Below are 12,545 nucleotides of genomic sequence, written 5' to 3' on the forward strand. Positions count from 1 at the left end.
CAACGCAGTCCTCTTTTTTTATCCACAGACGGTGGATAACTTATTCATCGATGATGGTGGTGAAGGTCAGGGTTTCGCTTTCGTTCGGGTGCAATTTGCGGATACCCTGCTTGTGCTCGATGGCATGGTCAAGGTGATTGCCGTCCGGCAGGGTGCTCCACGGCTCGAGGCAGACGAACGGCACCTCGAAATCCTTATACGGGCTCCACACCGCGAAATAGTCGAAGTCGGTGAAGTCCATCGTCACACGGCGGCGGTTCTTCGTGCTGGCAATGGTTGCCGTGCGGAACGGCAGACCCTCGGTCATGACCGCATCGTTTGCAAACAGCTCGCGGGAAATCGGCAGTCTGCCGTCGGTCAGCGGAACGGAAACGCGGTCGGCGGTCAGCATGACGTTCTCGTCGGTTGCAATGCGGCTGAGCGCATCCGTGCCCTCAAACTCCACATAGTAGTCGGTTATTTTCTCGCCGTCCTCCCAGCAGAGCGTGTAGGCGTCATGGCCGCCAATCTCGTAATACATCACGGAATCGCTCGTATTCTTGACGATATGCTCCTTTTTCAGCGCATTTCCGTCCAAAGTATAGCGCACGGTGCAGATAAAATCCCACGGATACATCTTTTTCGTGTACTCGCTCGGCGTAAGCGTGAATTCCGCACAGGTGCCGCTGATTTTCTGTGCCTGCCACTCCAGATCGCGCCCGAAGCCGTGCTGCGTGATCTCATACGGCTTACCGTCCACCGTATAGGTCTTATCCTTGAGCCGTCCCACGATCGGGAACAGAATGGGCGCATGGCGCTTCCATGCCGCCGGATCGCCCTTCCAGATGTACTCCGTGCCGTCCTTTTTGCTCGTAAAGCGGGTCAGCTCGGCACCGAATTCGTTAATTTCCACGCGAAAGCGTTCGTTTTCCAATACCTGCATGGGTTTTTCCTCCTTTACTCTTATGTTAAGGATACCCACTTTATCCGGTAAAGTCAAGAAAAAAGGACGAACCAAACGGTTCGTCCTTTGGAGGCTGTCAAAAAAGTATTATTATAATTTTTACGCTTCGTGCGACAGCACGCATAAAATAGAATTTGCGAAGCAAATTCATAAATTCCGGGAGCATGTATCTCGGAATTTATACAAGGGAAGAAAAAATGTGCCCGTAGGGCGCGGTTTTTCTTCGGTTTCGCTCGAAAGCGTGGTTTCGAGCGAGAGACTGTTCGGAAAACGAAGTTTTTCGACAGTCTCAAAAGGACGAACCAAACGGTTCGTCCTTTGCTTTTACTCAAGCTCCGAAATCGCTCTGCGGATTGCGGCATCCTGCTGCTCCACGGCGTCGAGCAGGCTCCTGTCCTCGAGCGGCTTCTCCCCTCTCATGGCCTCGGTCAGCACAGCGCTGACCTGATACAGCCGCTCAAAACCGAGGTTCTGCGCTACGCCCTTGAGGGTATGCGCACCGCGGAAGGCAGCTTCCCAGTCCTGCTGCAGAACCGCGTTGTGCAGGTCGGCGCAGGTCGGGTCGTCCTGATACTTCTTCACGAACTTTTTCACCATATTCTCATTGCACAGGCGCTGCAGCGTGTCCGCATAATCGCCGCCGATCTGTGCATAAAACTCTTCCAGATTCATGTATGTACTCCTCCTCAGGTCTGTACGTCATTGCGCTTTTGCTTTGCCCAGTACATCAGCTTGTCCGCCCGGCGGATGGCCTCGACCAGCGGATGCGCCTGATACACACCGCCGATGCTGACGGTCGGGTGGATATTCTCGTACTGCGGTATTTCGGTCGTGTACACGGCTCCCCGAATGCGCTCGAGTGTCGAACGGAATTTCTCCGCCGGGATATGCGACAGCAGCAGCACAAATTCATCGCCGCCATAGCGGACGAGTGTGTCCGCTGTGTTGACGCGCGCGAGAATGACATTCGCAACGTGCCGCAGCACCGCGTCGCCCGCAAGGTGGCCGTATTCGTCGTTGATCTCCTTAAAGTTGTCAATGTCAATCACCGCCAGTGCCTCCGCCTTTTCCAGCTCGGGCTGCTGGTCCTCGAGGTAGCGGCGCCCGTACGCGCCCGTCACCGGATCCAGATAAAAATCCTCTCCGTGCGAGGCATCCAGCCGGAACTGCCGCCCGCCGCTCGTCACCCAAACGCTGTCGCTGAGCCTGCTGCCCAGCTCGAGCACGCACTCGCGTCCGTCCACGAGCAGATAGCGCGAAATCAGCTGATACGCGCACTCGTTGGTAAGCTCCAGCTTGCTCATGTGCGTCTTGTCCTCCATGCAGCGGCAGGAAATGCATCTGCTGCATCTTTTTCCGTGATTCCACACCGGAGAGCACGGCAGGACGCGGTCCGAGAACGTGCCGTCCGCATTCAGCTGCAGGATTTCGCCCCTTTTCGGATCAACCAGCCGCACCACATCAAAAATGCGGCTCATGCCCTGCATTGAATCCGCAAGCTGCCTGCCGGTGACAGCGCCGGAATCCGGCAGCGCCATTTCCGGCAGCATGATATCGGTCTGCATCTCGCGGAACTGACCGACAGCGCCGAGATACCGCGGCTTGGCGTCACTCGACCAGAGCGCACGGGCCGCGAGCATGTACTCGTGTTCCCAGCCGTTCTCCGGAAACCGCAGGGTGATCGGCATGCTGACATCCGGAGCATCCCGCGTGGTAACATACAGCGCGTTTTCCAGGCGGTGAAGGTCATCCTTGCTGAAGATCGTGAATTTTTCCGTATCCGTCGCATCATACAGACGGCTGCCAAACGGCAGCGTATCCGTGTGGTCCGTCACAGAGATGGTGCGCGTTGCCGCATCATAGTCGAACTGAATGCCGCAGGACTGCTTGGCAAAGAAGTCGGTCTTGATACGCTCGGTCTCGAGCGCCTGAATCGAGCGCCCGACCTGCGGCGTCGCCTGCTTGAGCATCATTTCGGTCGAAAGCTGCTGCGTGTGCGCCGTGCTGTGCATATATCCCTCGTTCGCCTCGCGCAGACGCTCCCTGATCTGCAGCGACGCATCGAGCAGGCACTCGAGCAGCAGCGGATTGAACATGCCGCACTCGCCGTTTACGATCATCCGCAGGGCGGTCTCGTGGTCATACGCGGACTTGTAGCAGCGCACGCTTGTCAGCGCGTCGTACACATCGGCAACCGAAACGACCTGCGCCGCAATCGGGATCTCCTCTCCGGTCAGGCCGTCCGGATAGCCGCGGCCGTCGTAGCGCTCGTGATGCCAGCGCGCGATCTCATACGCGGTCTTGAGCAGCGGCTCCTCATTCGAGAACGGCAGGTCGTGCAGGATATCCGCGCCGACCGTCGTGTGCGACTTCATGATCTCAAACTCTTCCTTTGTCAGCTTGCCGGGCTTGTTGATGATCTCATCCGGAATACTGACCTTGCCGATATCGTGCAGCGCGGACGCACTCGAGATCAGCTGAATGTCCTCCTGCGTCAGCGAATAGCGGTCGGTCTTCTGCACCAGACGGCTCAGCAGCACCTCGGTGATGGTGCGGATGTGCAGCACATGCGGGCCGCTCTCGCCGTTGCGGAACTCGACAATATGGCTGAAGATATTGATCATCAGGTCGCTGATCTTTTCTTTTTCGTAAATCTGCTCGGCGGCAAGCCGCATCAGCCGCTTCTGCTTGGCGGCCAGTATCAGCGCGTTGACCACGCGGCGGCGCACGACCATACGGTCGAACGGGCGGCTGATATAGTCGGTAACGCCGAGGTCATACGCGCGCTCGATGTGCTCAATGCCGTTCTCCGCCGAGATCATCACCACCGGGATATCCTCGATCTGGCGGTTGTTGTTCATCGCGGTCAGCACGTCAAAGCCGTTCATCTCCGGCATGACCATATCCAGCAGGATAAGGTCGATATCGGTGTGCGTCCGCAGCAGCTCGATCGCGCGTGCGCCGTTTTCCGCCTCGATAAAATTGTATTCATCACCAAGAATATCGGCTAAGATCGTGCGATTCAGCTCGGAATCATCTACGATCAGAATCGTGCTTTTCTCTTTCATTCGTGCTAAAACCTCCTGCCGGTCAAGCAATAGATACCGTGATTGATTGATCACAGGCCGCATAAAACAAATCGTGTTCCTGCATGCATCTGCATGCATAAAAGCCGAGGTCTGCAGGGCAGAAAACCGGCAGGGATAACGCTAAAATAATCCATTAGTATGATAACATTCTTTACAGGTTTATGCAAGCTATTTTGTTTTGAAAATGCAGATTTTTTAACATTTCACACGTTTTACCCTAAAAAAAAAAAAAAAAACGCACTTTTTTCCTGCTTTTCAGCCTGCCGAAGCAAGCATGCAGTGTATCAATATGCAAAAGGCAAGCCCGACTCCCGCAGGAATCAGCACCGCCGCCAGTGTCCACTTTGCGCTGCGCGTCTCCTGCAGGATGGTAAGGCAGGTTGTCGAGCACGGTGCGTGCGCCACGGTGAGCACCAGTGTGCAGAGCGCGGTCTGCACCGTCCAGCCGTTTGCCAGCAGCAGCGCGCGGAAGGAGGCAAAGTCCACGCCGGAGGCAATCGTGCCGGACGAGAGGTAGCCCATCACGATGAGCGGCATGACCAGCTCATTCGCCGGAAAGCCGAGGATGAACGCAAGCAGTATCACGCCGTCTATCCCGAACACCCGCGCTGCCGGGTCTAAAAATGCCGTGATGTGCGACAGGATAGCTGCATTCCCTATCTGCACATTGGCGAGCAGCCAGATGAGCACGCCCGCCGGAGCCGCCACAGCGGCGGCTCTCGCAAGGACGAACAGCGTCCGGTCGCGCACGCTGCGCACGATAACGCGCCCGATCTGCGGCATGCGGTAGGGCGGCAGCTCGAGCGCAAACGACACCGCCTCTCCGCGCAAAACCGTTGCCGAGAGAATGCGTGACACGAGCAGCGTCAATCCCACGCTTGCCGCGATGACGCCGGTCAGCAGCAGCGCGCCGCCTGCCGCGCTGCCCGCGAAAAACACCGAGCACAGGAAAATAAGCAGCGGAAACCGTCCGTTGCACGGCGCAAAGCTGTTGGTTAGGATGGCGATCAGCCGCTCCCGCGGCGAGTCGATGATGCGGCAGCCTGTCACGCCGCAGGCGTTGCACCCGAAACCCATGCACATGGTCAGGCTCTGCTTGCCGCTCGCTCTCGCGCACTGGAAGGCGTGGTCAAGCTGAAACGCCACGCGCGGCAGGTAGCCTGCGTCCTCGAGCAGCGTGAACAGCGGGAAGAAAATCGCCATCGGCGGCAGCATGACCGAGACAACAGTTGCCAGTACGCGCCATAACCCGTCGGTCAGCATCGAGACGAAAAACGGCGGCAGTCCCAGCTTCGCAAGCGCACCCGCAAACGGCGTTCCGAGTGCCAGAAGATGCGTGCTCAGCCACTCGCTCGGCACGTTTGCGCCGAATAGAGTGATGTAAAACACGCCTGCGAGCAGCAGCAGCATGAGCGGCACGCCAAACCTCCGGCTGAGGATCACATCGTCCGCTCGGTCATCCCGCGCGCAGGCGCATTCCGGCTGCTTGACGCACGTCAGTGCGATCTCCTCCGCGCGGAGTGCCGCCGCTGCGGTTGCAATATCGTCCCTCTGTTCCTCCGTCAAATCCTCGTCCATCGCCGGATAGCGGATGGCGGTCGGGTGCGTTTCATTTTCGCCTGCCGCCGCTCGGCGTATCGCGGCTTCAAGCTCGTGCAGACCCTTTCCCTGCCGTGCGGCGCACGGTATCACCGGTATGCCAAGCTCTCGCTCGAGCGCGGCAACATCAATCTCAATGCCCTTTTTCGCGGCTTCATCCATGAGATTCAGGCACAGAATGGCGTTTTTCTGTACCTCCAGTACCTGCAAAGCAAGGATGAGGCTGCGCTCCAGACAGCCCGCGTCCGCCACGAGCACCACCGCGCACGCCTGACCCGAAACCAGAAATTCCCGCGCGGCACGCTCCTCCTCCGAGTGCGCCCGCAGCGAATAAGTACCCGGCAGGTCGGTCAGCGTCAGTCCGCCGCCGCGCAGCCTGCCCTCGGCGCACGCGACTGTTTTGCCGCTCCAGTTGCCGGTGTGCTGACGGCTGCCGGTCAGGGCGTTGAACACGGTCGATTTGCCGACGTTCGGGTTGCCCGCCAGCGCCACGGTGCGCCTCATGGCTGCACCTCGATTTGAGCGGCATCGCATTTACGCAGGGCAACCACCGCGCCGCGTATCCGGTACGCGATCGGGTCGCCCGAGAGCGCACGCCGCACACAGGTGACGCGCGTGCCCGGCACCAGACCCAAATCCTGCACGCGCCGCCGCATGCCGCCGCTGAGGTGCAGCGCCGCGACCCGCGCCTGCTGTCCGTCCCGCAGCGCCGACAGCGAAATATTTGCCGAATCTGCCATCCAATCAGCCCCTTATCCATAATTTCTGCTTACAGACTATGCACTTTTGCGAAATTTGGTGCTACTCTGCCCTGCCTGCACATATAGTAAGGCAGACCCCAAAGGAGGCTCGGCTGCATATGAAAACAAGCGAATCCTATCTGCCTGAGGGCAGCTACATGGTACAGCCTGCGGTTCGGCAGGCATTTTCAACGCTCGGCGCGCTGCGGCAGGCGCAGGACGAGGGACGCATTCTGGAAGCTGTCGCACAGCGGTGCACCGCCGCGCACGACCTTCTGTTCGACCTCGGCATCGCGCAGGGCATCCTGCCGCGCGTGTCCTGCGCGCTCGGCGTGGCGGAGGGCGACACGCGCGAGATTGCCATCCTGTCGCGTGTAGGCAAGCCCACCTGCTTCGTCGTCACCGATATCGACGAGAGCACAGACCCGCCCACAGTGTGGCTGTCGCGCACCATCGTCCAGCAGAAGGCGCAGGACCGGATGCTTGATTCCCTCCGTCCGGGTGACGTGATTCCGGCGCGTGTGACGCATCTGGAGCCGTTCGGCGCATTCGTGGACGCAGGCTGCGGCGTGCCGTCGCTCATCGGCATCGAAAATCTGTCCGTGTCGCGCATCTGCCACCCGAGCGACCGATTGACCGTCGGGCAGTCCATTTTAGCCGCTGTCCGCACCGTGGAGCCGGAAAACCGGCGCATTTCGCTCACCCACCGCGAGCTGCTCGGCACCTGGGCACAGAACGCGGCGCTGTTCTCCGTCGGTGAGACCGTGCGCGGCGTTGTCCGCTCCATCGAGCCGTACGGCGTGTTCATCGAGCTTACGCCCAACCTGTCCGGTCTCGCGGAGCCGCGCGCAGACCTGCGGCCCGGCATGGCGGTATCCGTGTACATCAAGTCCATCCTGCCGCAGCGGATGAAGGTAAAGCTGACCGTCATCGACGTTCTCGCGCCGTATGACGCACCGACACCGCCACGGTATTTCATCACCGAAGGGCATATTGATGAATGGACCTATACGCCGGTTGGGTGCGATAAAAAGCCGGTTAAAACCGTTTTCGAGTGAACAGCGAAAAAATGGAGAATGAAACCGTCACGTTCATTCTCCATTTTCCATTATTTCTGATTTTTCACTCTATCCCAGTACGCTTTCGCAGCCTGTTCGGTCTTATTCGGGCCGTATTCGTAGTATTGCGCGCCGCGCAGCTCCTCGGGCAGATACTCCTGCTGCACCCAGTGATTAGGATACATATGCGGATACTGATACGTCAGTCCGCGGCCTAATTTCTTTGCGCCGCCGTAATGCGCATCCTTAAGGTGCGCCGGAATATCGCCTGCCCTGCCCGCCCGAATGTCGGCAATGGCGGCATCAATGCCGTTGATGGCACTGTTGGACTTGGGCGCGGTCGCCATTAAAATGATCGCCTCCGCGAGCGGAATCCGCGCCTCGGGCAATCCCAGCTGGAACGCGCTGTCCACGCACGCCTTGACGATGGCGGCGCACTGCGGGTACGCCAAACCGATATCCTCACTCGCAATGACCAGCATGCGCCGCGCCGCGGAGATCATATCGCCTGCCTCGAGCAGCCGCGCGAGATAATGCAGCGCCGCGTCCGGGTCGGAGCCGCGCACGGACTTCTGCAGCGCCGAGAGGATGTCATAATGGCTGTCGCCGTCGCGGTCGTAGCGCATATTCGAGCGCTGCGCCGCCTGCTGCGCGTCCGCGAGCGTGATGCCGTCCGCCCCCGCACCGGAGACGAGCAGCTCGACCGCGCCGAGCGCCTTTCGCACGTCGCCGCCGACCGCCTGCGCGATGTAATCCGCCACGCCGTCCTCGACCGGCTTTGCGTCCTCGCCCATCGCAAGTTTCAACGCACGTTCCACTGCCCGGCGCATATCGGCAGCCTCGACCGGCTTGAACTCGAATACCGTGCAGCGGCTTAAAATCGCGTTGTAGATGTAAAAATACGGGTTTTCCGTTGTGGATGCAATCAGCGTGATCTTGCCGGTTTCGATGAACTCCAGCAGGCTCTGCTGCTGCTTTTTGTTGAAATACTGGATCTCATCGAGGTACACAAGCGCACCGTTCGGCGCAAGGAAGGTGTCCAGCTCGTCAATGATCGCCTTGATGTCGGCAATGCCCGCCGTGGTGGCGTTTAAGTGGTATAACTTGCGGTCGGTCTGCTGCGCGATGATGGACGCGACCGTGGTCTTGCCCACGCCGGACGGCCCGTAAAATATCAGGTTCGGGATGCTGCCGCTTTCAATGACGCGGCGCAAAAGGCCGTTTTCGCCCAGTAAATGCCGCTGCCCGACCACATCGTCCAATGTCTTCGGACGGATTTTGTCTGCTAAAGGTTGGTACATGATTTAACCCTTCATTAGTCGTTTAATGTCTATCAGAGTGGAGAGTGAGGAGTGAAGAGTGAAGATTTACTCACCGAGAACACGGAACCCGCCGTATCTCACGTTCTCTCCACTCTATTATAAGGATTATACCACACTCTCTCCCGATTCACAAATCCTCTTGACTTTATCGCTTTATTATGATAAACTATCCCCATCAAAGAAAACGAACACAGGAGGTCTTCCCATGGACAAGCCTTTTCTCGATAAGCTGCGTCAGATCGACCCGTATGTGCCGGGCGAGCAGCCGAAAACCGCCGATATCATCAAGCTGAACGCCAACGAGAACCCGTACCCGCCCGCGCCGGGCGTAACCGAGGTTCTGCGCACGTTTGACGCCGCAAAACTCGCGATTTACCCGGATGCGAACGCGAAAGCACTCAAAACCGCTATCGCAGAGCGGTTTGACCTGCAGCCGTCGCAGATATTCCTCGGCAACGGCTCGGATGATGTGCTCGCGCTGGCGTTCCAGTCGTTCTTCTGCTCGGACAAGCCCATTCTCTATCCGGACATCACCTACTCGTTCTATCCGGTCTGGTGCGATCTGTTCCGCATTCCGTACGAAAACATGCCGCTCGACGAGGATTTCTGCGTCAATGTGCGTGATTACGACAAGCCGAACGGCGGTATCGTCCTGCCGAACCCGAACGCGCCGACCGGACGCGGCGTAACGCTCGAGTTCCTCGAGGACCTGCTGCAGCACAATCAGGACTGCGTTGTCATCATCGACGAGGCGTATGTGGACTTCGGCGCACAGAGCGCGGTTCCGCTGCTCGGCAAGTACGAAAACCTGCTCATCGTGCAGACGACCAGCAAGTCGCGCTCGCTCGCGGGCATGCGCATCGGCTATGCGCTTGGCTCGGAGACGCTGATTTCCACGCTCGAGGCGGTTAAAAACTCGTACAACTCGTACACGATGGACGCCATCGCCCTCGCTGTCGGTGAGGCATCCATCCGCGACGAGGATTATTTCCAGCAGACCTGCCGCAAGGTCAGCACCACCCGCGACCGCTCGGCGGAGGCGCTGCGGGCGCTCGGCTTTACCGTGCTGCCGTCGCTGACAAACTTCCTGTTTGTCACCCATCCGAACAAGAAAGCGCCGGATATCTTCGCCGCCCTGCGCGAAAAGGGTATCTTTATCCGCTATTTCAAGCTGCCGCGCATTGATAATTACCTGCGTATCACCGTCGGCACAGATAAGCAGATGGATAAGCTGATTGCAGCATTGAAAGAAATCCTCTAAATAATTGAGAATTGAAAATGGAGAATGGAGAATGAACCTTAGATGGAGCATTCTCCATTTTTTCATTTATATTGTGCAAATTTGTTGGAATTTGGACACGCAATGCGCGCCCCTACAAGGATTCGCCATGTGCAGGAAGATACACCAACCTGCAATCGTTATCGACCGTAGGGGCGCGCATTGCGCGTCCTTTGTTTACGGTATGCACCGGCTTTCATACCAACCTGCACTATCCTTTCATTTTCCATTCTCCATTCTCAATTTTCCATTCTGCACAACGAAAAATCCCTCTCGTTTCCGAGAGGGATTTTCCTTTACCTGCTTGGCGTATCATAACTTCTTGCCCGTTCGCTGTCCGCGACACCCTTAGTTGTCGGGTCATTGACGGCGTTCCACACGCTCGACAGCACAAGGAACAGGCAATACGGATTGCGCACCGCATTGCAGAGCAGCGCGCCGACGCTCTCCCAGGTGGTGAGGTCAGCGGCGGTCAGACCGGCATACGCCAGCACCGCGGCGAACGCGCTCACAACAATCTGCACCCAGAATACCGGATTTCTAAGCCGCACCTTCCAGTTCACTCGATTTCCTCCTTTTCCAAATCGGAAATGCGGTGGTTAGCCACGCGGACACGCTCGTCCAGCAGCGCGACTGCCTGCTCCAGTCTGAAGGTTCGGGTGATGAGGTTATTGTGCTTTTCGACCTTCTTTTCAAGCTGTTCGATGCGGTAATTGACCAGCTTGCCGGAGACGATAATGCCGCCGGCCGTGCCCGCCAGCGTCCCCAGCAGGCTCAGTCCCGCAATGATGATCTCAGCTGACACGTTTTCACCTCCTTGCTTCGCATAAGTGCCTGCACCCATACGCCGTTCGGCGGCGAAAATTGACCACGAATGGTCAACTCGGTCGAAAATTCTTCTTATTTTTTATTTCTCTTTGAGCGCACCCTTTTTGATATTCGCCTGCAGAATGGTATCCGTCAGCTTATACAGGTACGCCGAGCCTTTCTCCGTGCGGCTCTGGCGGCCGTAGACCTGCTTGGCGGTCACATCGTGGTCGGCCCAGTCGCTGCCGCCGTTGCTGTTGTTGAGCAGGAGCGGCTGCAGATTGTCCATCGCGTGGGCAAAGTGCGCCTCGGCGGTCTCGTCGGCCTCAAATTCGTCAAAAACAGCCATCAGCCCGCGTTTCTGGTCGTCCGGCAGGAGCGAATAAATGCGCTGCTTTGCCGCGTCCTCGCGTGCCTTCTGCGTCTTCAGACCGTCGGTATCGTAGGCGTAGGTGTCGCCTGCGTCAATCTCCACCACATCGTGCAGCAGGCACATGAGCATGACGCGCGCTACATCCACCGGCTCGTTGGAATATTCCTGCAGCAGGTACGCCATGACAGCCATGTGCCATGCGTGCTCGGCGTCGTTCTCGCGGCGGCCGTGGCCGGAGAGATGCGTCTGCCGGAAAATGTTCTTCTCCTTGTCGATCTCAAGAATGAAATTCAACTGTTTCTGCAGCCGTTCGTCCATAAATCCATCTTCCTTTCGATATGAAAAAACGGGTACAGCCTGCGCCATACCCGCCGAATTATTTATCTTTGAGGAGCGTGTTCAGCTCTTCCATAAAGGTGTTGATGTCCTTAAACTGGCGGTAGACCGAGGCAAACCGCACATACGCGACCTCATCAACCTTACGCAGCTGCTCCATGACAAGCTCACCGATGACCTTGCTGGAGACCTCGCTTTCGAGCGAGCCGAACAGCTTCTGCTCAACATGATCGACGATCTGTTCCAGCTGCATCAGCGAAACCGGGCGTTTCTCGCACGCCTTCACCAGACCGTTGAGCAGCTTCTGGCGGTCGTACGCCTGCCGGGTGCCATCGCGCTTGATCAGCATAAGCGGCATGCGCTCCACCGTCTCGTAGGTGGTAAAGCGTTTTCCGCAGTGGAGACATTCACGCCGGCGGCGGATGCTGGTACCCTCGTCCGTCGGACGGGAGTCCACGACCTTGCTGTCTTCAAAGCTGCAAAATGGGCACTTCATCCTACTTCCCCCTTGTGAACACCGCTTCACGCGCGTGGTTTGTTATCTGTCTGCTGTTATTATACTACGCGGGGTGCTGTTAAGTCAATTTTTTATTGTGATAAAGCGGCACCTTTTCCTGCCCTGCCCTCCGGGCGGCTTCTTTTCTGCACCGGCTGACCGGGGCACTCGAACTGCGTTAGCGTGTTCGCCCCTTCCGGGCGGCTCCTTTTCTGCACCGACCCAGCGGGGTACTCGAACTGCGTTAGCGTGTTCGCCCTTTCCGGGCGGGAAGTTTTTCGCTGAACCTCAGCAGGGGATTCGCCGTCTGCGGACGGCGGGAGCGTGCCGCGCCCCGCGGCGGGGACGACGCCGTACCCACGGCGGTGGGCAAAAAGGAAGGACAACCTGCGGTTTTCCTTCCTCTTTGAACTCCTACCTTTCCCTTGCTTCCTAATCCGGCGCAGATTACCTATATGTGACCGCTTCGAAAAGGAGTACGGCAGAGGATTTTTTCTTCCGTG

At 58.0% G+C, this 12,545-nt stretch carries 12 protein-coding genes; 2 read left to right on the forward strand and 10 right to left on the reverse strand.

Annotated elements, in window-relative coordinates:
* Nucleotides 1-40: 40 nt before the first annotated feature.
* The 5 genes from C7386_RS00350 to C7386_RS00370 form a co-directional block, all read right to left on the reverse strand.
* The gene (locus C7386_RS00350) at nucleotides 41-922 is read right to left on the reverse strand and encodes an aldose 1-epimerase family protein (RefSeq protein WP_110435090.1); all 882 of its coding nucleotides are present in this window, start codon (nucleotides 920-922) and stop codon (nucleotides 41-43) included.
* A 345-nt stretch (nucleotides 923-1,267) separates the two neighbouring features.
* The gene (locus C7386_RS00355; RefSeq protein WP_110435091.1) at nucleotides 1,268-1,615 is read right to left on the reverse strand and encodes an Hpt domain-containing protein; all 348 of its coding nucleotides are present in this window, start codon (nucleotides 1,613-1,615) and stop codon (nucleotides 1,268-1,270) included.
* Between the two features lie 14 nt (nucleotides 1,616-1,629).
* Nucleotides 1,630-4,011 carry a diguanylate cyclase gene (locus tag C7386_RS00360; RefSeq protein ID WP_318261156.1) on the reverse strand — a complete coding sequence of 794 codons (2,382 nt, stop codon included), beginning with the start codon at nucleotides 4,009-4,011 and terminating at the stop codon, nucleotides 1,630-1,632.
* Nucleotides 4,012-4,287: 276 nt separating this feature from the next.
* Nucleotides 4,288-6,135 (reverse strand): ferrous iron transport protein B, encoded by a 1,848-nt coding sequence (feoB, locus tag C7386_RS00365; protein WP_318261157.1) that lies wholly within the window; start codon nucleotides 6,133-6,135, stop codon nucleotides 4,288-4,290.
* Nucleotides 6,132-6,371 carry a FeoA family protein gene (locus C7386_RS00370; RefSeq protein WP_110435094.1) on the reverse strand — a complete coding sequence of 80 codons (240 nt, stop codon included), beginning with the start codon at nucleotides 6,369-6,371 and terminating at the stop codon, nucleotides 6,132-6,134. Before C7386_RS00370 ends, feoB begins: the two co-directional genes overlap by 4 nt.
* Nucleotides 6,372-6,490: 119 nt before the next feature.
* Between C7386_RS00370 and C7386_RS00375 the strand changes: the two genes are divergently transcribed.
* On the forward strand, nucleotides 6,491-7,429 hold the full coding sequence (locus tag C7386_RS00375; RefSeq protein ID WP_116704611.1) for a S1 RNA-binding domain-containing protein: 939 nt from the start codon (nucleotides 6,491-6,493) through the stop codon (nucleotides 7,427-7,429).
* 50 nt (nucleotides 7,430-7,479) lie between these two features.
* On the opposite strand, the gene C7386_RS00380 is transcribed toward C7386_RS00375, so the two are convergent.
* On the reverse strand, nucleotides 7,480-8,730 hold the full coding sequence (locus C7386_RS00380; protein WP_181967685.1) for a replication-associated recombination protein A: 1,251 nt from the start codon (nucleotides 8,728-8,730) through the stop codon (nucleotides 7,480-7,482).
* A gap of 226 nt (nucleotides 8,731-8,956) precedes the next feature.
* On the opposite strand from C7386_RS00380, the gene hisC reads away from it, so the two are divergent.
* On the forward strand, nucleotides 8,957-10,012 hold the full coding sequence (hisC, locus tag C7386_RS00385; protein WP_116704613.1) for a histidinol-phosphate transaminase: 1,056 nt from the start codon (nucleotides 8,957-8,959) through the stop codon (nucleotides 10,010-10,012).
* A 314-nt stretch (nucleotides 10,013-10,326) separates the two neighbouring features.
* Here hisC and C7386_RS00390 read toward each other — a convergent pair whose 3' ends face one another.
* From C7386_RS00390 to nrdR, 4 genes are all read right to left on the reverse strand, one after another.
* Entirely contained in the window at nucleotides 10,327-10,593 is a 267-nt protein-coding gene (locus tag C7386_RS00390; protein ID WP_110435098.1) for a phage holin, read from the reverse strand.
* Nucleotides 10,590-10,835: a hypothetical protein gene (locus tag C7386_RS00395; RefSeq protein WP_110435099.1), complete on the reverse strand. Its 246-nt coding sequence runs from the start codon at nucleotides 10,833-10,835 to the stop codon at nucleotides 10,590-10,592. The genes C7386_RS00390 and C7386_RS00395 overlap by 4 nt, the downstream gene beginning before the upstream one ends.
* Before the next feature lie 102 nt (nucleotides 10,836-10,937).
* Nucleotides 10,938-11,528 carry an HD domain-containing protein gene (locus C7386_RS00400; protein ID WP_116704614.1) on the reverse strand — a complete coding sequence of 197 codons (591 nt, stop codon included), beginning with the start codon at nucleotides 11,526-11,528 and terminating at the stop codon, nucleotides 10,938-10,940.
* 58 nt (nucleotides 11,529-11,586) lie between these two features.
* Entirely contained in the window at nucleotides 11,587-12,042 is a 456-nt protein-coding gene (nrdR, locus tag C7386_RS00405; RefSeq protein ID WP_116704615.1) for a transcriptional regulator NrdR, read from the reverse strand.
* Between the last annotated feature and the right edge of the window lie 503 nt (nucleotides 12,043-12,545).

The organism is Agathobaculum butyriciproducens (assembly GCA_003096535.1).
Taxonomy (GTDB): domain Bacteria; phylum Bacillota; class Clostridia; order Oscillospirales; family Butyricicoccaceae; genus Agathobaculum; species Agathobaculum butyriciproducens.